Raw genomic sequence first — 23470 nt, 5'->3', positions numbered from 1 at the left:
GGCATAGCCGGATGACGACCACCGCCTCCCCCGCCGATCCGCACCGCTGGCTCGAGGAGGTGGAGTCGGATGCCGCCCTCGCGTGGGTCCGCGAGCGCAGCGCGACCAGCGAGCAGACGCTGCAGGCGCACCCCCTCCACGACGAGCTGCGCGCCGGGATCCAGGACGCGCTCGAGGCGAGCGACCGCATACCTCTCGTCGCCCAGGTCGGTGACCACCTCTACGGCTTCTGGACCGACGCCGAGCACCCTCGCGGCGTCTGGCGACGCACCACCTGGGAGTCCTACCGCACCGAGCACCCGCGCTGGGAGGTGCTCGTCGACGTCGACGCGCTGGCGGCGCAGGAGGACGTCCCGTGGGTCTGGCAGGGAGCCCGGGTGCACCGGCCCGACGCCGACCGCGCCCTCGTGCACCTGTCCCGGGGCGGCTCGGACGCCGGCACCACCCGCGAGCTGGACCTGACGACCGGGGAGTTCGTCCCGGCGCCGGAGGGCTTCGCCAAGCCCGAGGCGAAGGGCAGCCTGACCTGGCGGGACCGGGACCACGTCTACCTCACCACCGCGGACGACCCGACGGGCGCGACCCGCTCGGGCTACCCCCGGACGGCCCGCCTCTGGCGCCGCGGCACCCCGATGGCGCAGGCCGAGGTCGTCCACACGATCCCCGAGGAGGACCTGGGGCTGTTCGTCGAGCACGACCAGACGCGCGGGACGACGGTGCTCCACCACGCGCTGGCGTTCTACCGGGGTCACACGCTGGTGCTCACCGAGGACGGAGTGCGGCGGCTCGACCTCCCGGAGAGCGCCGAGACCTCGGTCCACGGCGACCACGTGGCCGTGCGGCTGCGGCATCCGTGGGACCCAAGCCCCGAGGAGCACGCGGGCCCGTCCGGCGCGGGCGACCTCGCCGCCGGCTCACTCGTGGTGGCCCCGCTCACGGAGGTCCTCGACGACGTCCGGTCGGCGGCGTGGACGACGCTGGTCGCCCCCGACGACCGCTCCGCGCTGGTCGATCTCGTGTGGACCGCGAACCGGCTCGTGACGACGACGCTGGTCGACGTCCGGCACACCGTCCAGTCGCACCGCCTCGGGGATCACGGCTGGGAGACCCGCGAACTCAGCGCGTCGCTCGGGATCGACCTGCGCACCGCGAGCGTGGCGGCCCTCGACGAGCACCGCAGCGACGACCTGTGGCTCGTGACGACCGGCTTCCTGCAGCCCATGCGGCTGTCGCTGGTCCGGACAGGTGCAGGCACGGACGTCGAGGTCGTGGTGCTCAAGGCCGCACCGGAGCGCTTCGACGCGACCGGGCTCACGGTGACCCAGGAGTGGGCGACGTCCGCCGACGGGACACCGGTTCCCTACTGGCAGGTGGGTCCCGCCGACCTGCCCGCGGACGGCTCCACCCCGACGGTCCTGCACGGCTACGGCGGCTTCGAGCACGCCCTCACACCCGCCTACGACCCGATCGTGGGTCGGGCGTGGCTGGCGCACGGCCACGTCCACGTCGTCGCCGGCATCCGCGGCGGTGGGGAGTTCGGGCCGCGCTGGCACCAGGCGGCGCTGCAGGAGAGCAGGCACCGGGCCTACGAGGACTTCGTCGCGGTCGCGCGCGACCTGGTCGCCCGGGGCGTCACCTCGGTCCCCCGCCTCGGCACGACCGGGCGGAGCAACGGCGGCCTGCTGGTCGGCAACATGCTCACCGGCTATCCCGAGGACTTCGGGGCGGTGGTGTGCCAGGTGCCGCTGCTCGACATGGCGCGCTACCACGAGCTGCTGGCCGGGGCGTCCTGGATGGCGGAGTACGGCGACCCCGACGATCCCGAGCAGTGGGAGTGGCTGCGCACCTTCTCGCCCTACCAGCGTTTCGACCCGGACCGCCCGACACCTCCGGTCTACCTCGCCACGTCCACCCGGGATGACCGGGTGCACCCCGGCCACGCGCGCAAGATGGCGGCGCTGCTGGAGGAGCACGGCCGGGACGTCACCTACTGGGAGAACACCGAGGGTGGTCACGGCGGGGCCAGCACGGCGGCGCAGTGGGCGACCTGGCACGCGCTGGCCTGGACCTTCCTGCACGCGCGGCTCACCGGCTGAGCCGGCGGGTCAGAGCAGCACGGTGGCGAAGGTGCCCGTCTGGACGAACCCGACCCGGCGGTAGGTCGCGACCGCGGGGGCGTTGAAGTCGTTGACGTAGAGCGTGACCACGGGAACGACGTGCGCGATCGTGTGCTCGACCACGGCGGCCATCGCGGGTGCGGCCAGACCTCGGCCGCGCCAGTCGGGGTGGACCCAGACCCCCTGGACCTGCGCCGCACCGAGAGCCACCGACCCCAGGTCGGCCTTGAAGACGACCTCGCCGTCCTCCACCCGGACGAGGGTGTGGCCCTGCTCGATGAGCCCCGCCACGGCGCGACGGTATGCCCCGCTGCTGCCGCGGTAGGGCGGGTAGCCGATCTCCTCGGTGAACATGGCGGCCGCCGCCGGCACCACGAGGTCCAGCTCGTCGATCCGGGCGGGGCGCACCCGTGGATCGACCGGCACGCCCAGGACGGAGGGGCGCTCCTGCATCGTCAGGACCAGCTGGTTCTCCCGCACCTCGCGGGCCGCTCCCCAGTGCGGCTCCAACCGGGACCAGAGGTCGAGCACCTGGTCCACCGGGCCGAAGATCGAGCTGGCGGACGCACGCCGCTTCACGACCTTGCCGACCAGGGCGCCGATCGCCCGAGGACTCGCCGCCACGGGGACGACGTTGGCCGCGCACCAGCACAGCGCGTGCTCCCCCGCGGCCTCGTAGCCGAACAGCGGGCCACGCGTGCCCACCAGGCCGCTCTCCTGGATCCGCGCCGCGACGAAGACGTTGGTCACCGGGTCCTGCGCGCACACGTCCAGGGCACGCCGGACGTCCTGGAGCCCGTAGGCCCGCACGCCCCCGGTCCCGGAGCCCAGTGTGCGCAGCATGCCCCCAGCCTGCCGCACGACCGTCGAGGGGGCGACACCGGTGCGGCCCCGGCTCCGACCCCACGGCGCTGTTGCGCGGTGCGGCACCGCACGGCAGGATCGTGAGCGCGCAGCATCACCACGGACACGAGAGGCGACCACATGCAGCCACGAGCACTCAGCCCCGCCAGCCGCGAGCAGGCCCTCCGGGCGCTCCGCGACTCCGCGACGGGTGGTGAACCGCTCGACGTGCTGGTCATCGGCGGTGGCGTGACCGGGGCGGGGACCGCCCTGGACGCCGCAACCCGCGGCCTGTCGACCGCCATCGTCGAGGCCCAGGACTGGGCCTCGGGGACCTCGCAGTGGTCCACCAAGCTGGTGCACGGCGGCCTGCGCTACCTGCAGATGCTGGACTTCAAGCTGGTCCACGAAGCGCTCACCGAGCGCGGGCTGCTGCTCAAGACCCTGGCACCGCACCTGGTCAAGCCGATGCCCTTCCTCATCCCGCTGGAGCACCGCGTCTGGCAGCGCGCCTACTACGGAGCCGGCGTCACCCTCTACGACCTGCTCGCCAACATCATGCCCGGGCGCCGTGCGCTGCCCATCCACCAGCACACGACGCGAGGCGGCCTGAGCAAGCAGTTCCCGGACCTGCGGCACGACACCGCGATCGGTGCCGTGAAGTACTACGACGCGACGGTGGACGACGCACGGCTCGTGTCGACGCTGGTCCGGACGGCCCACACCTACGGCGCGCACGCCGCCAGCCGGACCGAGGTGGTCCGCGTCGTCAAGGACGAGCACGGCACCGCGATCGGGGCCGAGCTGGCCGACCTCGAGACCGGGGAGCGCTTCGAGGCGCGCGCCCGGCACATCATCAACTGCACCGGGGTGTGGACCGACGACGTCTCCGACCTGGCCGACACCGACGGCGGGCTCAACGTCCTGGCGTCCAAGGGCATACACCTGGTCATCCCGCGCGAGCGCATCCAGGGCACCTCAGGACTGTTCCTGCAGACCGAGAAGTCGGTGCTCTTCTTCATCCCGTGGTCGCGCTACTGGATCCTCGGCACCACCGACACGCCGTGGGAGCTGGACCGGCAGAACCCGGTGGCCACGGCGGCGGACATCGACTACGTCTTGGACCACGCCAACGCGGTCCTCAAGACCACGCTCACCCGCGACGACGTCGTCGCTGGTATGCCGGTCTGCGGCCGCTGCTCCAGCCCGGCACCAAGGAGGGCACCGACTCGGCGAAGGTCAGCCGGGAGCACACCGTCGCCAGCCCGGTGCCCGGCCTCACCGTCATCGGTGGCGGCAAGCTCACGACCTACCGCGTCATGGCCAAGGACGCCGTCGACTTCGCCCTCGGCGGTCGCGCCGCGGAGCTGCCCTGCATCACCGACCAGATCCCGCTGCTCGGCGCTGTGGGCGAGGCCGCGATGCGCCGCCGGATGCCCGCGCTGCGCGAGCAGTTCGGCTGGTCCGAGCAGATGACCGACCACCTGCTGCACCGCTACGGCTCGCTCCTCGAGGAGCTCCTGGCGATGATCGAGCAGGATCCCTCGCTCGCGCAGACGCTCGAGCACTCGACGGCCTACCTGCGGGCCGAGGTCGCCCACGCCTGCCGCACCGAGGGCGTGCTGCACCTCGAGGACCTCATGATGCGCCGCACCCGACTCATCTACGAGGCCCCCGACAAGGGTCTGCACGCCGTGCCCGAGATCGCGGCGATCGCCGCGGCCGAGCTCGGGTGGGACGAGGCGCGGACGCAGTCCGAGATCGAGGCCTACACGGCGCGCGCCGAGGCGGAGATCGCCGCGGCGGCCGAGCCGGACGACCAGAGCGCCGCCCGCGTGCGAGCGGACCTCGGTGAGGTCGCCCCGTTGCAGGCGATGGGCTCGGGCGCCGAGGCGTCCGACTGACGGGACCGAGCGCCCGCCCGGACCCGTAGGTGACACGAAAGGAAACATCCCGTGGGAGAGATCTTCGTCTCCGAGGTGCTCGGCACCATGATGCTGCTGCTCTTGGGCTGCGGCGTGGTCGCCAACGCGATCCTGCCCAAGACCAAGGGCACCGGCGGTGGTGCCAGCGCCGCCTGGCTGCTCATCAACTTCGGCTGGGGCCTCGGCGTCTTCGCCGGCGTGTTCACCGCCTACAAGTCCGGGGCGCACATCAACCCGGCGGTCACCGTGGGTCTGCTGGCCAACGGGGCCGAGGAGTTCGCGCCCGGTGTCGCCGCCAACGTCGGCAACATGGTCGTCTACCTCGCCGCCCAGATGCTCGGCGCCTTCCTCGGCGCGGTGCTGTGCTGGGTCGCCTACAAGCAGCACTTCGACGCCGACGGCGACCCCGCGGCGAAACTGGGCGTCTTCTCCACCGGGCCGGAGATCCGGAACTACGGGTGGAACCTCGCGACCGAGATCATCGGCACCTTCGTGCTGGTCTTCGTCGTCATCATGTTCGGCAACACGCCGAACGAGCTCGGCCCGCTCGCGGTGGCGCTGCTCGTCGTCGGCATCGGCGCCAGCCTCGGTGGACCCACCGGGTATGCCATCAACCCCGCACGAGACCTCGGCCCCCGCATCGCGCACGCGGTCCTGCCCATCCCCGGCAAGGGCAGCAGCGACTGGAGCTACTCCTGGGTGCCGGTCGTCGGGCCGCTCATCGGCGGTGTCATCGCCGGTCTCGTGGCTGCCCTCTACGGCTGACCGCACTCCCCCATCGACCATGCACAACGACGTGAAGGAGCAAGTCCATGGCTGACTACGTCCTGGCCATCGACCAGGGAACGACCAGCACCCGAGCCATCGTGTTCACCAAGAGCGGCGAGATCCACTCGGTCGGTCAGAAGGAGCACGAGCAGATCTTCCCCAAGGCCGGCTGGGTGGAGCACGACCCGGCCGAGATCTGGGAGAACACCAAGGAGGTCATCGGCACCGCGCTCGGCAAGGGCGGTCTCGGCAACGACGACCTCGCGGCGATCGGCATCACCAACCAGCGCGAGACGGCGGTGGTGTGGGACAAGAACACCGGTGAGGCGGTCTACAACGCCATCGTCTGGCAGGACACCCGGACCGACAAGATCGTCGCCGAGCTGGGTGGTGACGACGGCGCGGACAAGTACAAGGACATCTGCGGGTTGCCGCTGGCGACCTACTTCTCCGGCCCCAAGGTCAAGTGGATCCTCGACAACGTCGAGGGGGCCAAGGACCGCGCGGAGGCCGGGGACCTGCTCTTCGGCAACACCGACAGCTGGGTGCTGTGGAACCTCACCGGTGGCACGGAGGGCGGTGTGCACGTCACCGACGTGACCAACGCCTCTCGCACCATGCTCATGGACCTGAAGTCGCTCTCCTGGTCCGAGAAGGTCGCCGGCGACATGGGCATACCCACCTCCATGCTGCCGGAGATCAAGTCCTCGGCCGAGGTCTACGGCGAGAGCACCAAGCTCAGGGTGCCGATCGCCGGGATCCTCGGTGACCAGCAGGCCGCCACCTTCGGGCAGGCCTGCTTCGAGAAGGGCATGAGCAAGAACACCTACGGCACGGGCAACTTCATGCTGCTCAACACCGGCACCGAGATCGTCCCCAGCGAGAACGGTCTGCTCACCACGGTCTGCTACAAGATCGGGGACCAGGATGCGGTGTATGCCCTCGAGGGCTCGATCGCCGTGACCGGTTCGCTGGTGCAGTGGCTGCGGGACAACATCGGGCTCATCAAGGAGGCCCCGGAGATCGAGAATCTCGCGACCCAGGTCGACGACAACGGCGGGTGCTACATCGTGCCGGCCTTCTCCGGGCTCTTCGCGCCCTACTGGAAGGACGACGCCCGCGGCGCGATCGTCGGGCTGACGCGCTACGTCAACAAGAATCACATCGCCCGGGCGGCGCTGGAATCCACCGCCTTCCAGACGCGGGAGGTGTCCGACGCGATGAACGCCGACTCCGGCGTCGACCTCACCGAGCTGCGCGTCGACGGCGGCATGGTCGCCAACGAGACGCTCATGCAGTTCCAGGCCGACATCCTCGGCGTGGACGTGGTCCGCCCGAAGGTGGCGGAGACGACGGCGCTGGGCGCGGCGTATGCCGCGGGCATCGCCGTCGGCTTCTTCTCCGGTGAGCAGGACGTCGTGGACAACTGGGAGGAGGGCCAGCGCTGGAGCCCGCAGATGAAGGAGGCCGAGCGCGAGCGGCTCCTGCGCCAGTGGAAGAAGGCGGTCACCAAGACCTTCGACTGGATGGACGAGGACGCCGAGGCCGCCGAGGAGGCGGTCGAGGAGGCCGCGGACGACGCCTGACAGGCATCGATTCGGTCACGATCCGGCCCGGGTGAGCATGTCTCGCCCGGGCCGGACGTATGGTGCGCCCATGACGAAGAACTCGCTCTTTCCCGTGATCGCGGCCAGCGCCCTGGCCTTCTCCCTCACCGCCTGCGGCTCCGACGACGGTGGCTCCGACGACTCCGGTTCCGGCGGTGAGGCCGGCACCGCCGAGATGGAGCTCATCACCGAGGGCACGCTGACGGTGTGTTCGGAGGTCCCCTACGAGCCGTTCGAGATGGAGGACTCCTCCACCGAGTCCGGCTACAGCGGCTTCGACATCGACCTGATGCAGGCCATCGCCGACGGGCTCGAGCTGGAGCTCGAGGTCAAGGACTCCTCCTTCGACGCCCTCGAGTCGGGCCTGGCGCTGAACTCCGGTGACTGCGACGTCGCGGCCTCGGCCATGACGATCACCGAGGACCGGCAGCAGAACCTCGCCTTCTCCGAGGGCTACTACGACTCCCAGCAGTCGCTGCTCGTCCCCGAGGACTCCGACATCGCCAGCATCGACGACCTCGCCGGGGCCAGGGTCGCCGTGCAGCAGTCGACCACCGGCGAGGCCTACGCGCAGGAGAACGCCGCGGACGCCACCATCACCGCCTTCCCGGGCAACCCCGAGATGTTCCAGGCGATCCAGGCCGGCCAGGTCGACGCCATCCTGCAGGACCTGCCGGTCAACGTGGAGAACGCCCGCCAGGGCGGCTTCACGATCGTCGAGGAGTACTCCACCGACGAGCAGTACGCTTCGCCATGCAGCAGGACAATACCGGCCTGGTGGATGCGGTCAACGAGCAGCTGAGCGCGCTGCGCGACAGCGGCGACTACGACACCATCTACGACACCTACTTCAGCGCCGAGGGCTGAGTCGACGACGCAGATGCCTTCCTTGACCCGCACCCAGCGGCAGCGGGGTGTCCGGCTCTCGCTGTACGCCCTCTTCGTCCTCCTGGTCGGTGGCCTCGTCCTGGTCGCCGACCGGGAGGCGATCGCGAGCAACTTCTTCATGCGCGAGGGCTTCACCGAGAACTGGCAGGACTTCGTCACCGTCGGCGCGCGCAACACCGTCCTCTACACGCTGATCTCCTTCGTCGGCGGCTTCGTGCTGGCGCTGGTCCTCGTGCTGATGAAGCTGGCACCCATCGCCCCGTTCCGCTGGATGGCCACCGCCTACATCGAGCTGTTCCGCGGGCTGCCTGCCCTGGTCGTCATCCTCTTCATGGCCTTCGGTGTGCCCATCGCCTTCGGATGGCGCCCCCCGGGCGGCACCATCGGCGCTGGGCTGGTCGCCCTCATGCTCGTGGCCGGCGCCTACATGGCCGAGACGCTGCGCGCCGGCATCGAGGCGGTCCCCAAGGGGCAGACCGAGGCGGCCCGGTCCCTGGGCATGAACGGTCCCTGGACCATGGCCACCGTCGTCATGCCGCAGGCGCTGCGCATCGTGGTCCCCCCGCTGACCAACGAGCTGGTCATCCTCATCAAGGACACCTCGCTGCTCTTCGTCGTCGGGATGGCCGTCAACGAGAAGGAGCTCACGACGATGGCCCGGGACTTCATGACCAGCGGACCCTCCACCGGGACGGCGACGTCGCTGGTCTTCGCCTGCCTGCTCTACCTCGCGATCACGCTGCCGCTCACCCAGCTGGTCGCCTGGCTGGAGCGCCGACAGAAGAGGTCCCGCTGACATGACGGCACTCCACCCCACCCAGCAGGTCGACCCGGGCGCCCCCGCGATCGAGGTCCGCGACCTGCACAAGTCCTTCGGCGACAACGAGGTGCTCACCGGCATCGACTTCCACGTGGAATCCGGCCAGGTGGTCTGCGTCATCGGCCCGTCCGGCTCGGGCAAGTCCACGCTGCTGCGGTGCGTCAACCGGCTGGAGGAGCCCACCGCCGGACAGGTGCTCATCGAGGGCATCGACATCACCGACCCGGAGACCGAGCTGGACGCGTCCGCTCCCGGATCGGCATGGTCTTCCAGCAGTTCAACCTCTTCAGCCACATGACCGTCCTGCGCAACCTCACCATCGCCCAGCAGCGGGTGAAGAAGCGCGGGCGCAAGGAGGCCGAGCAGGTCGCGCGGGCCAACCTGGAGCGGGTCGGGCTGACCGAGAAGGTCGACGCCTACCCGGCGCACCTGTCCGGTGGCCAGCAGCAGCGGGTCGCCATCGCGCGGGCGCTGTCGATGGACCCGGACATGATGCTCTTCGACGAGCCGACCTCGGCCCTGGACCCCGAGCTCGTCGGCGACGTGCTCGACGTCATGAAGACGCTGGCCGCCGAGGGCATGACGATGATGGTCGTCACGCACGAGATGGGCTTCGCCCGCGAGGTCGGCGACAAGCTGGTCTTCATGGCCGACGGCGTCATCGTCGAAGAGGGCGACCCGCGCGAGGTGCTCGGCCACCCGCAGCAGGCCCGCACCCAGGACTTCCTCGCCAAGGTCCTCTGACCCACCGAGCGTCGCGAATGGTTGCCCTCCGGCAACCACGAGCGACGCTCGGTGGGGCGCAGAGCAACCACGAGCGGCGCTCGGTGGGTCAGGGCTCGATGAGGTCCTTGAGCTGGGCCAGTCCCTTCTCTAAGTCCTTGCCGACCAGCCTGTCCATCGACATCACCCGGCCCAGGACGCGCATGAGGCCGGTGTGCTCCCCCGACATGCTCCAGGTCACCATCGTCGCCGCACCCCCGTCCTCCGGGTCCAGGTCGAAGCGGATGACGTTGTCGGAGGGGAACGGCTTCTCGAAGTGGAGGTCCAGGTCCACCCGCGAGGGGCGCTGCGCACTCGTGATGGTCATCGACCCCGACCCCGCCTGCTTGTCGCCGTCCCAGGCATACCCCGAGCCCACGCCCGACTTCGGACCCGAGTAGGAGCGCTCCATGTCGGGGTCCACACCCTCCCACGGCGACCAGTCCCGCCAGCGGCGGAAGTCGACGAGCTCGGTGAAGACCCGCTCGGGTGCTGCCTCGATGCGGGTCGTCCGGGACACGCGGTAGGGCACGGGCGCCAGGGGCATGCGGTCAGCTCCTCGTCACTGCTCGAACCACTGCGGTTCGTCGGGGTCCGGCCAGACCAGCTCGGGGCGCTGGAGGTCGGTGTTGTCCAGGATCCAGTCGGGGGCCCAGGTGCGGGACTGCAGCCGGTAGATCTCCTGGGCCTCAACATAGCGCGCGTTGGACTCGTCGGCGGGATCGTCCGCCCTGGCGAGGCGGGGGAAGCGGGCGTTGCCGCGCGGCACGGTCACCGAGGGCGGGGCGCTGACCAGACCGGTGGCGTCCCACTCGCCGCGCAGCTCGGGGCGGCGCAGGAAGACGCCCTCGACGAGGAGCACGGCGTCCGCGGCCAGGGGCACCGGCTCGGGGAAGACCGGGACGTCGCGGGCGACGTCGAAGACGGCCGGCACGACGTCCTGGCCGGCGCGGAACGGCCACAGGACAGCCCGGCGCAGGGCGTCGTAGTCGTAGGAGTCCTCGTAGCAGGTCGTCCCCGTACTGCCGCGGGCGTGCCGGTGCGCGGCGGGGTGGTGGAAGCCGTCGACCGAGACCACGTGCAGCTCCCGGCCGGCCACGTGCGGTGCCAGCGCCGCGAGCTCGCGCGCCAGATGGCTCTTGCCCACCCCGTCCGGCCCGTCCAGGGCCACGACGGCACGCTCCCCCGGCCGCACCGCGAGCAGCAGCCCCAGCAGGTCGACCAGCACGAGCTGTCGCAGGGGCAGGAATCCGGGCGCACTCACCGCCTCAGGATAGGCGGGTGTCCCCCCACTCCATGTAGACGCCGTTCTCGAGCAGCGTGGCCCAGTCGGGTGGCTGCTTCTCCACGAATCCGACCGCGCGGTAGAGCGACCGCGCGCGGGTGTTGTCAGCGCTGACGTCGAGCCACACGCGGTGCACCCCGGGGTTGGCCAGGGCGTGCTCGAGCAGCTGCCGCAGCAGCAACCGGCCCAGGCCCTGCCCCCGGCCCTCGGGCGCGACCACCATGCGCCGGATCTCGACGACGTCGCCCTCGCTCACGCCGACGAGGACGCCGAAGGCGATGACCCGGTCGAGCCGGTCCACCAGCACCCAGTGCTCCAGGTCCGGGTCGTCCAGCGCCGCGCTGTGCCAGTCGAGGCCGCCCTGCCCGAGGAAGGGGCTGGTGTCCATGGCCTCCTCGAAGCGCACCACCGTCGAGAGGTCGCCGGAGCGCGTGTGGCGCAGGTGGGAGCCCACGACGAGCCCGCCACGGTCCCGGCCCAGCGGACGCTCCCTGACGTGCGGCGTGCCGCTCGCCCGGGGTGCCGTGACGACGATCATCTCCAGGTCGTCCTCGGCGTCATTGCGCATGTAGTGGTGCGTGCGCGGTGGCACCTCGATGCCCGACCCCGCCGGCACCGGCACCTCGCGCTGGCCGAGCGTCATCGTGCCCGTCCCGGCCAGGACGTAGAAGAACTGGCGCGAGCCTGGTGGCTGTGCGGATTGCCCGCCGTGCCCGGCGGCATGTGCTCGTGCACCACCGTGAGGTCGGCCCGCTCCACGAAGTGGTAGGCCTGGCACACCTCGTGCCACGTCGACTGGCGGGCGGTCTGCCGGCTGATGGGGTCGGGCGCCATGACCAGACGTTACCGGTCCCGTGTGTCGAGCGGGTTACCCGACGGTGACGGTCGGCGAGCCGGCGACCTCGTCCCCGGCCTCACCCTCGCCCATCTCCTCGGCGATCCGGGAGGCCTCCTCGATGAGGGTCTCGACGATCTGGCTCTCGGGCACCGTCTTGATGACCTCGCCCTTGACGAAGATCTGGCCCTTGCCGTTGCCGGAGGCCACACCGAGGTCGGCCTCCCGGGCCTCGCCGGGGCCGTTGACGACGCACCCCATGACCGCGACGCGCAGCGGGACCTCCATGCCCTCCAGACCGGCGGTCACCTCGTCGGCCAGGGTGTAGACGTCGACCTGCGCGCGACCGCAGGACGGGCAGGACACGATCTCCAGCTTGCGGGGCTTGAGGTTGAGGCTCTGCAGGATCTGGTTGCCCACCTTGACCTCCTCGACCGGCGGGGCCGACAGCGAGACCCGGATCGTGTCGCCGATGCCCCGCGAGAGCAGGGAGCCGAAGGCGACCGAGGACTTGATCGTGCCCTGGAAGGCCGGGCCGGCCTCGGTGACGCCGAGGTGCAGCGGCCAGTCCCCCCGCTCGGAGAGCATCTCGTAGGCCCGGACCATGACGACCGGGTCGTTGTGCTTCACCGAGATCTTGAAGTCGTGGAAGTCGTGCTCCTCGAAGAGGCTGGCCTCCCACACCGCGGACTCGACGAGCGCCTCGGCCGTGGGCTTGCCGTACTTCTCCAGCAGCCGCTTGTCCAGCGACCCGGCGTTGACACCGATGCGCAGCGAGACCCCCGCGTCCTTGGCGGCCTGCGAGATCTGCTTGACCTGGTCGTCGAACCTGCGGATGTTGCCGGGGTTGACCCGCACGGCCGCGCAGCCCGCGTCGATCGCGGCGTAGACGTATTTCGGCTGGAAGTGGATGTCGGCGATGACCGGGATCTGGGACTTCTGCGCGATGGCGGGCAGGGCGTCGGCGTCGTCCTGGGTGGGGCAGGCCACCCGGACGATGTCGCAGCCGGTGGCCGTCAGCTCGGCGATCTGCTGCAGCGTGGCGTTGATGTCGGTCGTCGGGGTCGTGGTCATCGACTGCACCGACACCGGTGCGTCGCCCCCGACCTCGACCTTGCCGACCTTGATCTTGCGGGTCGGACGGCGGGGCGCGAGCACGGGCGGCGGGGCCGAGGGCATACCGAGGGAGATGGGGACACCAGCAGTCATGCGGTCATTGTCGCACCCATCGCTGACGGATCCCTGGGTGGTCGCTGGACACCTCAGCCGAGCTGGATCGGCCGCACGATGTCGGCGTAGATGAGCAGGACGGTCATGCCGAGCAGACCGATGGCGACGGCGTAGGCGATGGGGAGCGCGGCCGCGGTGTCGACCGGACCCGGGTCCGGACGCCGGAAGATCCGCGCCCAGGTCTTCTTCGCCCCCTCCCAGAGGGCCCCGGCGACGTGGCCGCCGTCCAGCGGCAGCAGCGGGATGAGGTTGAACACGAACAGCGCCATGTTGAGCGAGGCGAGGACCGAGACCAGCAGCCAGAAGCGTTCCCCGGCGCTCTCCACGAAGCCCTCGATGCCGTTCTGCGTGACGTCGCCGGCGACCCGGCCGACACCCACCACCGACATCGGTCCGTTCGGGTCGCGCTCCTCGGTGCCGAAGGCCGCCTGGGAGACGTCCACGAGACGTTGCGGCAGCGTGAGCACGATGCGTGCCGTGCCGGTGAACATCTCCCCGACCATGCCGGGGACCGCGGTGATCGGCTGCGGCTCGTGCACGATCGTGGGCGAGGCGCCGAGGAAGCCGACCTCCCCGTAGACGTTCTCGCCCTGCTCGTCGAGCACGGGCAGCCCGTCCGCGCCGACCAGCGGGCGCTCCCGCAGCACCAGATCCGCCGTCAGCTCCTGCCGGGCACCGTCCCGGTCCACCACGAAGGTGGCCTGCTCGCCGGCGTTCTGGATGGCATACGTGGTGTCGGCCCAGTCGTCCACGGGCGTGCCGTCGACCGAGACGATGGTGTCCCCGACCTCGAAACCGGCTGCGGCCGCGGGCGAGGGCTCCTGCCCGGTGCAGTCCTCGTCGGTGACGACGGTGTTGGCGCAGGGAGCGACCTCGCTGACGACCGGTCGGACGAAGGCGGGGCCCTGCATCGTCATCAGTAGCGTGATGAGCACGGCGCTGATCGCGAGGTTCATCAGCGGGCCGCCCGCCATGACGACCACCCGCTTCCACACCGGCAGCTTGTAGAAGACGCGGTCGGTGTCCTCGGGCCGGACCTCCTCCAGCGAGTCCTGGCGGGCCTGCTCGATCATGAGGTGCAGCGGGTTGGAGCTGCTCGCGCGCACCCGTCCGTCGTCACCGGGGCGGGGCGGGAACATCCCGATCATCCGGACGTAGCCACCGAGCGGGATCGCCTTGAGGCCGTACTCCGTCTCCCCGCGCCGGGTCGACCACAGTGTCGGGCCGAAGCCGACCATGTACTGCGTGCACCGCACGCGGAAGAGCTTGGCCGGGACGAGGTGCCCGATCTCGTGCAGCGCGATCGACGCGGCGATGCCGACGAAGACCACGACCACACCGAGCAGGTACAGCATGCGGCGAACTCCTCGTCAGTCCCGGGGACGTCGGTCGATGCTACGCGCGGCGGCCTCGCGCGCCCAGCCGTCGGCGGCGAGCACCTTCTCCACCGTCAGGTCAACCCCTGACGGCGACGCGGAGTTCCCGCCGACGTGCTCGTCGACGACCTCGGCGACCACGTCGACGATGCCGAGGAAGGGCAGGCGGTGCTCGTGGAAGGCGGCGACGCAGACCTCGTTGGCGGCGTTGTAGACCGCGGGAGCGGTGCCCCCTATCCGTCCCACCTGCTCGGCCAGCCGCACCGCGGGGAAGGCCTCGTCGTCCAGCGGCAGGAAGTCCCACGTGGAGGCCCGGGTCCAGTCGCACGCCGGAGCGACGTCGGCCAACCGCTCCGGCCAGGACAGACCGAGGGCGATGGGGATGTGCATCGTCGGCGGCGAGGCCTGCGCGAGGGTCGAGCCGTCCACGAACTCGACCATGGAGTGCACGATCGACTGGGGATGCACCACCACCTCGATCGCGTCGAAGGGCACGTCGAAGAGCAGGTGCGCCTCGATCACCTCCAGGCCCTTGTTGACCAGTGTCGCGGAGTTGGTGGTGATTACCTGCCCCATGTCCCAGGTGGGGTGGGCCAGCGCCTCCTGCGGCGTGACGTCGGCCAGCTCGGCGCGGGACCGACCACGGAAGGGACCCCCGCTGGCGGTGAGCACGAGCCTGCGGACCTCGCCGCGCGCCCCGGCGCGCAGCGCCTGGGCGATGGCGCTGTGCTCGGAGTCGACCGGCACGATCTGGCCGGGTCGGGCCGCCCGCGTCACCAGGGTGCCCCCGACGATCAGGGACTCCTTGTTGGCGAGGGCCAGCGTGCTCCCGGCGGCGAGCGCGGCGAGGGTGGGACGCAGCCCGATGCTCCCGGTGATGCCGTTGAGCACGACGTCCGCACCCTGGCCCGCCACCCGCTCGGCGGCGTCCGGCCCGGTGTGGATCTCGGGACGGTATGCCCGGAGCCCGGCGGCCCGGGCCGCCTCGTCCAGGGCGTCGGCCAGCTCGGAACGCGCGCCGGTGTCGTCCCTGGCGATCGCCACCTGGTCGACCCGCAGCTCGGCCGCCTGCCGGGCGAGCGATCTCAGGTCTCCCCCGCCCGCGGCGAGCGCCTGCACCCGGAACCGGTCCGGGTGGGCGCGGACGACGTCGATCGCCTGGGTGCCGATCGATCCGGTCGACCCGAGCAGGGTCAGGCTCCGTGGACTCACCGGTTCATTGTGCCGTGCGGCGCCGCCAGGTGGCGGCCGGGACACCGGGAGCGCCAGCGCGGAGCCGATGAGCAGGCCGAGCGCGATCGAGGCCACGATCCCGACGGTCCCCAGCAGCGTCGCGCCGTCCCCGGTGCCGACCCCGATCTGGCTGACCCCCCCCTGAGACCCACGGTCCCGGGGACGAGCAGCCAGAAGGAGGGCAGGAAGGCCACGAGCCGCGGCACGTCCTCCCGGAAGCGTCCCAGCAGCGCCACGGCGAAGGCGGCCAGCGAGGGCAGCAGCGAGCCGAGCAGCGTGTGCCGCCCGGACTGCGTGAGGAGCAGGCTCACCACGGGTGACCCGAGCGCGGCGACGGCGACGTCGGGCAGGCCGGGCTGCAGGATGAGCGAGATCTCGACCGACACCCCCATGAGGCCGAGGTGACGCACCCAGGCGGGGGTAGGGGTGCGGGAGGGCCCGGATGGCGTCGAGCTCGGTCTCGGCCTGCGCCATCGTCAGCCGTCCCGTGTCCAGGAAGTGGCGCACCGCGTGCACAGCGGCGCACTGGTCAAGCCGGAGCGGGCCGCGCACCGGGGCGATCGAGGCGGGCGTCCCGGCGCTGAGGCTGAGGAAGACCGCCATCCGCAGCAGCACGGTGCGGGTCAGCAGCCCTGCTGCGGCTCGGGGGCGTGGTCGCTCACCGGCCTACGGTATGCCGTCCGGCGCGACCGGCTCCACGACGCGCTCCACCCACCCCCCCACGAGGTCACGCACGTCGCCGGGCGTGACGGGCTCGAAGACCGGCCCGCCGACCTCCCCGTCGGTGCCGGTCCCGGGCCGGGCCAGGTGGCAGCCGTGCTCGCCGACCGCCAGCAGGACCGACTCCTCCGGGCCGACCTCGGGGGTGGACCCTGGACCGGGCTCCGCGCCCGCGACGGGCTCGGGCCGCACCAAGGTGAGCTCCGCGAGCACCGATGCCCGCAACCGCGCCGCCGCGGCGTCGGGATCGCCGAGGTCGAGGACCATCGCCTCGCCCTGCCCGGCCACCGCGTCCGGTGGCAGCACCGGCGCGAGGGCCCGGTCGGCCAGCTCGGACGGCTCGAGGCACAGGTTGAGACCGTGCCAGCCGGTGTGGTGCTGGTCCTCGACCACTCCCCCGGCCTCGATCAGGTGCAGCAGTCGCAGGTCGGGACGGTCCTCCGCGCCTGCCAGCCGCCGCTCGACGACCAGGAGCGCGCGGGCGCCGAGCCGCACGTCGAGCAGCAGGAGCACCAGCTCGGCCAGCGGCTGGTCCTCGACGAGCCGACCGTGGGCGTCGAGCAGGCCACGCCCCTGGAGCGAGCGCAGCGCCTCGTCCCGGGCACCCTCGCGCCGCTGGAGGTCTGCGCCTTCCGTCAGCGGCTCAGGTTGCGGGTCGAGCCCGAGGTGGGCCGCGTGCGCCCGTTCGAGCAGGTCGAGCTCCTCGGGCGTGACCACGAGCAGCGGGCCGGTGCCCACGCCCGGCACCTCGGCCGCGGAGGGATCGACGCCGGTCACGGTCCCCACCGGCCCAGGTCCACCGGCACCGGGAGTTTCTGTGGGAGGGGGACGACCGGCATGAGGATCGGGTCCCCCAGCTGACGCCACCAGTCCCGGACCGGCTCGATGTCGGGCAGCCGCCCGACGACCTGGTCGACCAGCTCCCGGGCGGGGAGGCGCAGCGGCGCCCCGGGCGGCAGCCCCACGACCCGGTGGCGCGGGTCGCGCAGCGGCTCCAGCACCGGCGCCACCGTCTCGCGGACGTCGGAGACCCGGCGCCCGACCTCGTGGGTCAGGGCGCTCCTGGCGCGGCCGAGCGCCACCCGCGCCGACCGCAGCCGGGTGAGCGCCCGGCCGTGCGCCCGCACCGTCGCCTCCCCCACCCGCCGCGCCAGCCGCGGGGCCTCCCGGCGCAGGTAGCGAGCGGCGATGACGGCACCGTCGACCGCGGCGTTGCCGGCCGACCACGCCTGGTAGGCGGCCAGCAGCCCCACTCCGATCGGGCCGGCCACGGGCACGACCGGGGTGGCCACGACGAGCACACCCCCGATCAACCCACCACCGGCCAGCACCCGCGTGACGTCGCCCCGCCACCCGGAGTAGCCGCCGCCGTCCTTCACGTCCGACCAGGCCGTGAACCACGCCGCGACCATCCCGACCGGACCGGGGACCAGACGGACCCGCGACAGCAGCTTCGGCGCGTCCCGCAGCCGGCCCAGCGCGCGCAGCCGGGCCAGCGCCCGCTGGGCGCGCCGCAGGGCCACCTGACGCACCTGCAGGGCGCGGGCCCACCGGGCCCGGGCCCTGTGGATCACCACCTGCGTGGTCCGCACCACCCGCTCGACGGTGCCCCAGGCATACCCCACGGCGGCGAGTGCCTTCTTCGGGACCTCGGCGACCCGGCGCACGTCGTCGAAGAGGTCCACGGCCTCCCGGACCTGCTGCGCGCTGCGCTCCTGCGTGGTGCGGAAGTCCTCCTCGACCTCCTGGACCCGCCGGTGCGCGGTCTGCACCTCCTGCTCCAGCTGCTCGAGCCGTCGCCGCCACAGGGCCTCGAGCGCAGGCTCCGGCGGCGGCCCGGGCGCACGCAGGGCCGCAGACTCCCCCGCCGCGCGCTCCCCGGCCCGCTGCCACCGGAGCACCTCCTCGGTGGCGCCACGTGCCGCCGAGGCGCACTCGGCCACGGCGCGCGCAGCGTGCTGCGAGGGCCGTGCCGCGGACCGGGTCACCCGGTGCACGGTCTGCACGCGGGCGCGGGCCTGCCACGCGGCCAGGCCCGACCATCCGCCCTCCGTGGGGCTGCTGCCCAGCACCTGCTCGGCCACGGACTCGATCTGGGCTCCTGCCTCGCGCAGCAACCGTGCTGCCCGCTCCAGCTCCTCCGGCGAGACGGTCAGCACCGAGCCGGTCACGGCGTCCACCCCGCCGGTCCGTGCGCACGCCACCCGCCGCTGAGGAGCCGCTCGACGAGCAGGTAGTCCTCCCGCGCCTGCCGGGTGGCCCGCGCGAGCGACCTGCACTGCTGCCCCAACTCGTGCAGCCCGCCGCGCCAGCGCCCGGTCACGGCCTGGGCAGCCTGCGCCAGCGCACCCTCGCCCGCCCCGTGCGCGACCATCGTCAGCACCCGCGCGACCCCGTCGGCGAGGTCCTCCAGCGCGGCCCCTGCCCCGTCCTGCTGCTGCGCCGCGGCGGCCAGCTGGTCGCCGTCCACGCGCACGACGTCTGCCATCTGCGCCCCTCCCTGTCGGTCCGGACCTGGAGCGTCCGGCTCGGTGTCGAGGCTAGGCAGGTCGGCGGCTCCGCCGCAGAACTTGTCCACAGGCCCGGGACGTCGTCCGTCACGGACCGGTACGCCGACGCTACCCGCGGAGGACCGTCCGCAGGGTGTCGAGGACGCCATGGTCCTCGATGGTGGACGGCACCATCGGCGTCTCCCCGTCGGCGATCTGCCGCATCGTGCGCCGCAGGATCTTGCCCGACCGGGTCTTGGGCAGCGCGTCCACGACGTCGATTCGCCGCAGCGCGGCGACCGCCCCCACCTCGGAGCGCACCCGCGCGACGAGCTCCTCCCGCAGCCGGGCCGCCCCGGCCTCACCGGTGTCGGTCCCCGACTTGAGCACCACCAGGGCCCGGGGGACCTGGCCCTTGAGGTCGTCGGCGACGCCGATGACCGCGCACTCGGCCACCGCCGGGTGCCCCGCCAGCGCCTCCTCCAGCGAGCCGGTCGAGAGCCGGTGACCGGCGACGTTGAGCACGTCGTCGGTGCGCCCCATGACGAAGACGTAGCCGTCGTCGTCGACATACCCTCCGTCCCCGGACAGGTAGTAGCCCTCGTGGGCGGACAGGTAGGAGTCGACGAAGCGCTGGTCGTCCTGCCACAGCGTGGGCAACGTCCCGGGCGGCAGCGGCAGCCGCAGGCAGATGGCGCCCTCCGTGCCGGCCGGTACCTCCACCCCCTGCGGGTCGAGCACGCGGACGTCGTAGCCCACGGTCGGCGGTCCGGGGCTGCCCGGACGGATCTCGAAGAGCGCGCCGTCGGGCCCGACCGGGTTGATCGCGATCGGCCAGCCGGTCTCCGTCTGCCACCAGTTGTCGACGACGGGCACCCCGAGGTGCTCGGTCGCCCACGACCAGGTGTCCGGGTCGAGCCGCTCCCCCGCGAGGAAGAGCGCGCGGAAGCCGGACAGGTCGTGGCCGCCGATCAGCTCCCCGGCCGGGTCCTGCTTGGTGACCGCCCGGATCGCCGTCGGGGCGGTGAAGGCCGCGACGGCGCCGTGCTCGGCGGCCACCCGCCAGAGGGCTCCCGCGTCCGGGGTGCCGACCGGCTTGCCCTCGTAGAGGACCGTGGTCGCCCCGGTGAGCAGCGGGGCGTAGACGATGTAGGAGTGGCCGACGACCCACCCGACGTCGGAGGCGCAGAACCACGTCTCGCCCGGCTGCACGCCGTAGAGGTGCGTCATCGACCAGCGCAGCGCGACGGCATACCCGCCGCTGTCGCGCACGATGCCCTTGGGCCGGCCCGTGGTCCCCGAGGTGTAGAGGACGTAGAGCGGGTCGGTCGCGCGCACCGGCACGCACGCCGCGGGCGCGACGGCGTCCGGGTGCATCAGCGTGGCCCAGTCGAGGTCGCGCTCCCCCAGCTCGCACGGCTGCTGCTCGCGCTGCACGACGACGCAGTGGTCGGGGGTATGCCCGGAGCGCTCGATGGCGGCGTCCAGCATGGGCTTGTAGGGCACCACGCCGGAGGGCTCGATGCCGCACGAGGCGGACACCACGACGGTGGGCCGGGCGTCCTCGATCCGGGCGGCGAGCTCGGCCGGGGCGAAGCCACCGAAGACCACGGAGTGGACTGCACCGATCCGGGCGCAGGCCAGCATCGTGATCACCGCCTCCGGCACCATCGGCAGGTAGACCACGACGCGGTCCCCCTGCCCCACGCCGAGGTCGCGCAGCACGCCGGCGCAGCGGGCCACGAGGTCGAGCAGCTCGGCATACGTGTAGCGCCGGGTGGTGCCGGTGACCGGGCTGTCGTAGATCAGCGCGGTCTGGTCGGCGCGCCCGTGGACGACGTGACGGTCGAGGGCGTTGTAGCAGACGTTCAGGGTCCCGTCGGGGAACCAGCGGGGGAAGTGCGGGTCCCTGTCGTCGAGGACCTGGGCGGGTCGGTGGATCCAGTCGACGAGCCCGGCGGCCCCGCCCCAGAAGTCGACCGGGTCGGTCAGGCTCCCGGCGCATAGGTCTCGGTAGGCCTGCGGGGACGCCGGGTCGCTGATCGCGCTCATGGGTCCATCACACACCCGCGCCGGACGCCGCGCCACACGTCGCCGTCCGGCGGTCCCGATCCTGCGACGGGCGGCGGATAGGGTCGCGAGGTATGCAGCGCCGCCAGCCCGTCAGCGAGGACGTCTCCGACCTGCGGGTCGGTGCCGGGCCCACGGCGGAGGTGCGCTACCGCAGGGTGGAGCCGCGGGCCGGGGACGGCCCGCGCGAGGTGGAGGACCGGGCGACCTGGCGGCGATGGCTGGAGTCTGACGGGCCGATCCCCCCGCTGCGGGTGCAGGGCCTGGACCTCACCGCCGACCGGGAGCTGCTCCTCGGGCGCGCGGACCTGGGTGGCCTGGTGGTCCTGGGCGGCCAGCTCGACGACGAGGTGGAGGCCCACCTGCGGGCCGGCGGGGCCCTGGTCTTCCCCGCGGCACCGCAGGCGCCGATCGACCCCTACCGCGGGCACCTCTACACCGCCGAGGAGCTGTATGCCGGCCTCGAGCAGGACGGGTACGCCCAGACGCCCGACGCCCGGGCCTACCGCTGGTTCGAGGACGCCGCACTGCGGCACGACGCCTACGTCACCGCGCTGCGCGCCATCCACGACGACGCGATGTCCGACGCCCTCGCCGGGGTGCTGACCGACCGGCGGGCGGTCGGCGTCATGGGTGGGCACGCGCTGCAACGGGGCACCCCGGAGTTCGCCGCCGCTGCACTGCTAGGGCACCGCCTCGCCCAGGACGGCGCGGTGGTGCTCACCGGTGGCGGGCCAGGGGCGATGGAGGCCGCCAACCTCGGCGCCTGGGCCGCGGACGAGGAGCTGCTGCAGACCGCGCTCGACTCCCTCGGCCGGGTGCCCGGCTTCGCGCCGGACGTCCGCGCGTGGGTGGAGCCCGCGCTGGGGCTGCGGGCGAGGTCGGGCGAGGCGGTCGTGCCGCGTCGGCTGCGCAGCGTGGGCATCCCGACCTGGTACTACGGCCACGAGCCGCCGAACGCCTTCGGCCAGCTCATCGCGAAGTTCTTCAGCAACGCGCTGCGTGAGGACCTGCTGCTGGCGCACTCGCGGGGCGGCCTCGTCGTCCTGCCTGGCGCGGCCGGCACGGTGCAGGAGATCTTCCAGATGGCGACCCGGCTCTACTACGAGGTGGACGCATGGGAGGAGGGACCTGCGCCGGTGGTGCTGGTGGGCCGCGAGCACTGGACCGAGCGGCTGCCGGTCTGGCCGCTGCTCCAGGCACTCGGTCAGGGCCGGTCCATGGGCGCCGCGCTGCACCTCGTCGACACCGTCGAGGAGGCTGCCGACCTGGTGACCGGGCGCGGCTGAGCACCGGGGTGCCCCGGGGCGGCGCGAATGTCCCGCAGTCCTCAGGAGCTGCAGAGCGGCGCGACGATCCCGTCGTCGGCGAGGCGTTCGGCATCGCCCTCGGTGACCCATTCCCCGTCCGGCGTGAGCCAGGCCGACGGGTCGTCCGCGGGCGGCGCGAGATCCATCCCCGACCACGTGGTCCTGGAGAAGGCCGTGCCGTCCTCACCGCGCACCACCACGGTGACCGGACCCTGCTCCCCGCTCGTCGGGGTGTGAGCGTCCCCGCTGAAGCCAGGTGGCGGCTGCCCCACCACCACGGTCTCCACCGTCCCGGTGCCCGCGTCGGCGACCATCCCCCACTCCTGCGCGTCCGTGCTTGCGTCCTCGCCCACGGTGACGTCCACGCCGGCCACACCAGCGCATTCACGCCCGGCCCAGAACTCGAGCCGGCCGTCGACCTGGCGCAGACCGACGAGGGATCCCTCGGGATCCTCGGGCGCGCTCCAGCATCCCGCCAGAGCTACCAGGAAGAGCGGAGCCACGGTCGCCCGGGGCATCAGTCGACGCACTGGAAGTATCCCCGGTCCTCGAAACCGGCCTCTTCCTCCATCGGGTGACCGCACGGGTCCAGGGGGTTGTGCCACAGGTAGCGTGCGATGAAGCCCGAGTAGCCGTACCGTGCCCACTGCTGGGCGTGCACCTCCTCGTGGCGTAGCACCCGCCACAACGGATGGATCGAGTCGGGCGGGTCCTTGGTGTCGTTCTCGACCATGTCCCTCAGCCGTGCCGCCGGGTCGCTCGACTCGTCGTTGACCATGAAGATCTCGCCCCACATGGTCCCACCCTCGTAGGCGAACAGATCCGTCGTGCTGGGCATGAGCCGGTCCTCTCCCACCGCCATGAAGATGCCGTGGGGCGTCGCTGCCAGGGCCGCGCCGTCGTCGAGGACGAGATCGATGTCACCATCGCCGAACCAGGTGTCGAAGGTCCGGTCGTCGACACCCTCCTGCTGCGCCAGCGCGACCGGATCACCGCCCTGGGCCTGGACGTGCTGGAGCCACTCGCGCAGGTAGGCGGCGGGTGGGTCGGCGAGGACGCCCTCGTCCACCAGCTCGTGGTATCCCTCGATCACCGCCCGGGCGTCCGCGGTGGGGACGGCGATATCGTCGTGCAGCCCCTGGGTGGACAGGAAGTCGGCGAGCGCGACGGCGTCCTCGCCGTCCCCGGTCAT

The 23470-nt window shown here is 72.2% G+C and carries 21 protein-coding genes and 2 pseudogenes; 8 read left to right on the top strand and 15 right to left on the bottom strand.

Annotated features, from left to right (window positions below; all coding sequences use genetic code 11):
• Positions 1 to 11 precede the first annotated feature (11 nt).
• The gene (locus tag BJF80_RS15970; RefSeq protein ID WP_083673751.1) at positions 12 to 2096 is read left to right on the top strand and encodes a prolyl oligopeptidase family serine peptidase; all 2085 of its coding nucleotides are present in this window, start codon (positions 12 to 14) and stop codon (positions 2094 to 2096) included.
• Positions 2097 to 2105: 9 nt separating this feature from the next.
• On the opposite strand, the gene BJF80_RS15965 is transcribed toward BJF80_RS15970, so the two are convergent.
• Positions 2106 to 2960: a GNAT family N-acetyltransferase gene (locus BJF80_RS15965; protein ID WP_075815099.1), complete on the bottom strand. Its 855-nt coding sequence runs from the start codon at positions 2958 to 2960 to the stop codon at positions 2106 to 2108.
• Between the two features lie 141 nt (positions 2961 to 3101).
• On the opposite strand from BJF80_RS15965, the pseudogene BJF80_RS15960 reads away from it, so the two are divergent.
• The 6 genes and pseudogenes from BJF80_RS15960 to BJF80_RS15935 all read left to right on the top strand — a co-directional run bounded on the left by BJF80_RS15960 (position 3102) and on the right by BJF80_RS15935 (position 9712).
• Positions 3102 to 4864 (top strand): annotated as a pseudogene (locus tag BJF80_RS15960) (glycerol-3-phosphate dehydrogenase/oxidase).
• Positions 4865 to 4915: 51 nt separating this feature from the next.
• The gene (locus tag BJF80_RS15955) at positions 4916 to 5650 is read left to right on the top strand and encodes an MIP/aquaporin family protein (RefSeq protein WP_075815097.1); all 735 of its coding nucleotides are present in this window, start codon (positions 4916 to 4918) and stop codon (positions 5648 to 5650) included.
• A 47-nt stretch (positions 5651 to 5697) separates the two neighbouring features.
• A complete protein-coding gene (gene glpK, locus BJF80_RS15950; protein ID WP_075815095.1) occupies positions 5698 to 7239 on the top strand; it encodes a glycerol kinase GlpK in 1542 nt (513 codons plus the stop codon).
• Between the two features lie 70 nt (positions 7240 to 7309).
• A complete protein-coding gene (locus BJF80_RS15945; RefSeq protein WP_237767669.1) occupies positions 7310 to 8062 on the top strand; it encodes an ABC transporter substrate-binding protein in 753 nt (250 codons plus the stop codon).
• Between the two features lie 78 nt (positions 8063 to 8140).
• Positions 8141 to 8944, top strand: coding sequence for an amino acid ABC transporter permease (locus tag BJF80_RS15940; RefSeq protein WP_075815093.1), 804 nt, complete (start codon positions 8141 to 8143; stop codon positions 8942 to 8944).
• A 1-nt stretch (position 8945) separates the two neighbouring features.
• Positions 8946 to 9712, top strand: a pseudogene (locus BJF80_RS15935) (amino acid ABC transporter ATP-binding protein).
• Positions 9713 to 9800: 88 nt separating this feature from the next.
• Here BJF80_RS15935 and BJF80_RS15930 read toward each other — a convergent pair.
• The 12 genes from BJF80_RS15930 to BJF80_RS15880 form a co-directional block, all read right to left on the bottom strand.
• Positions 9801 to 10277, bottom strand: a complete 477-nt coding sequence (locus tag BJF80_RS15930) for an SRPBCC family protein (protein WP_083673750.1) — start codon at positions 10275 to 10277, stop codon at positions 9801 to 9803.
• 15 nt (positions 10278 to 10292) lie between these two features.
• On the bottom strand, positions 10293 to 10994 hold the full coding sequence (locus BJF80_RS15925) for a nucleoside/nucleotide kinase family protein (RefSeq protein ID WP_075815091.1): 702 nt from the start codon (positions 10992 to 10994) through the stop codon (positions 10293 to 10295).
• Between the two features lie 4 nt (positions 10995 to 10998).
• A complete protein-coding gene (locus BJF80_RS15920; RefSeq protein WP_414899303.1) occupies positions 10999 to 11658 on the bottom strand; it encodes a GNAT family N-acetyltransferase in 660 nt (219 codons plus the stop codon).
• Positions 11655 to 11849: a hypothetical protein gene (locus BJF80_RS21695; protein WP_414899302.1), complete on the bottom strand. Its 195-nt coding sequence runs from the start codon at positions 11847 to 11849 to the stop codon at positions 11655 to 11657. The genes BJF80_RS15920 and BJF80_RS21695 overlap by 4 nt, the downstream gene beginning before the upstream one ends.
• Positions 11850 to 11883: 34 nt before the next feature.
• Positions 11884 to 13059, bottom strand: a complete 1176-nt coding sequence (ispG, locus tag BJF80_RS15915; protein WP_075815087.1) for a flavodoxin-dependent (E)-4-hydroxy-3-methylbut-2-enyl-diphosphate synthase — start codon at positions 13057 to 13059, stop codon at positions 11884 to 11886.
• A gap of 53 nt (positions 13060 to 13112) precedes the next feature.
• Positions 13113 to 14435, bottom strand: coding sequence for a M50 family metallopeptidase (locus BJF80_RS15910; protein WP_075815085.1), 1323 nt, complete (start codon positions 14433 to 14435; stop codon positions 13113 to 13115).
• A 15-nt stretch (positions 14436 to 14450) separates the two neighbouring features.
• Entirely contained in the window at positions 14451 to 15668 is a 1218-nt protein-coding gene (gene dxr / locus BJF80_RS15905) for a 1-deoxy-D-xylulose-5-phosphate reductoisomerase (RefSeq protein ID WP_083673748.1), read from the bottom strand.
• Positions 15665 to 16099: a threonine/serine exporter family protein gene (locus BJF80_RS15900; protein ID WP_143554157.1), complete on the bottom strand. Its 435-nt coding sequence runs from the start codon at positions 16097 to 16099 to the stop codon at positions 15665 to 15667. Before BJF80_RS15900 ends, dxr begins: the two co-directional genes overlap by 4 nt.
• A gap of 256 nt (positions 16100 to 16355) precedes the next feature.
• On the bottom strand, positions 16356 to 17195 hold the full coding sequence (locus BJF80_RS15895) for a hypothetical protein (protein WP_075815081.1): 840 nt from the start codon (positions 17193 to 17195) through the stop codon (positions 16356 to 16358).
• The gene (locus BJF80_RS18960; RefSeq protein WP_158068553.1) at positions 17183 to 18589 is read right to left on the bottom strand and encodes a hypothetical protein; all 1407 of its coding nucleotides are present in this window, start codon (positions 18587 to 18589) and stop codon (positions 17183 to 17185) included. The genes BJF80_RS15895 and BJF80_RS18960 overlap by 13 nt, the downstream gene beginning before the upstream one ends.
• Positions 18577 to 18897, bottom strand: coding sequence for a WXG100 family type VII secretion target (locus BJF80_RS15885; protein WP_143554156.1), 321 nt, complete (start codon positions 18895 to 18897; stop codon positions 18577 to 18579). Before BJF80_RS15885 ends, BJF80_RS18960 begins: the two co-directional genes overlap by 13 nt.
• Before the next feature lie 130 nt (positions 18898 to 19027).
• Entirely contained in the window at positions 19028 to 20950 is a 1923-nt protein-coding gene (locus BJF80_RS15880) for an AMP-binding protein (RefSeq protein ID WP_075815075.1), read from the bottom strand.
• A 92-nt stretch (positions 20951 to 21042) separates the two neighbouring features.
• On the opposite strand from BJF80_RS15880, the gene BJF80_RS15875 reads away from it, so the two are divergent.
• Positions 21043 to 22257 (top strand): LOG family protein, encoded by a 1215-nt coding sequence (locus BJF80_RS15875; protein WP_083673747.1) that lies wholly within the window; start codon positions 21043 to 21045, stop codon positions 22255 to 22257.
• Between the two features lie 41 nt (positions 22258 to 22298).
• On the opposite strand, the gene BJF80_RS15870 is transcribed toward BJF80_RS15875, so the two are convergent.
• Both BJF80_RS15870 and BJF80_RS15865 read right to left on the bottom strand, forming a co-directional pair.
• Entirely contained in the window at positions 22299 to 22796 is a 498-nt protein-coding gene (locus BJF80_RS15870) for a hypothetical protein (RefSeq protein ID WP_075815073.1), read from the bottom strand.
• Entirely contained in the window at positions 22796 to 23470 is a 675-nt protein-coding gene (locus tag BJF80_RS15865) for a hypothetical protein (RefSeq protein WP_143554155.1), read from the bottom strand. Before BJF80_RS15865 ends, BJF80_RS15870 begins: the two co-directional genes overlap by 1 nt.

Source organism: Serinicoccus sp. CUA-874 (assembly GCF_001942225.1).
GTDB lineage: Bacteria > Actinomycetota > Actinomycetes > Actinomycetales > Dermatophilaceae > Ornithinicoccus > Ornithinicoccus marinus.
The sequence above is the reverse complement of the archived record's forward strand: the minus strand, read 5'-3'. Positions and strand labels throughout refer to the sequence as shown.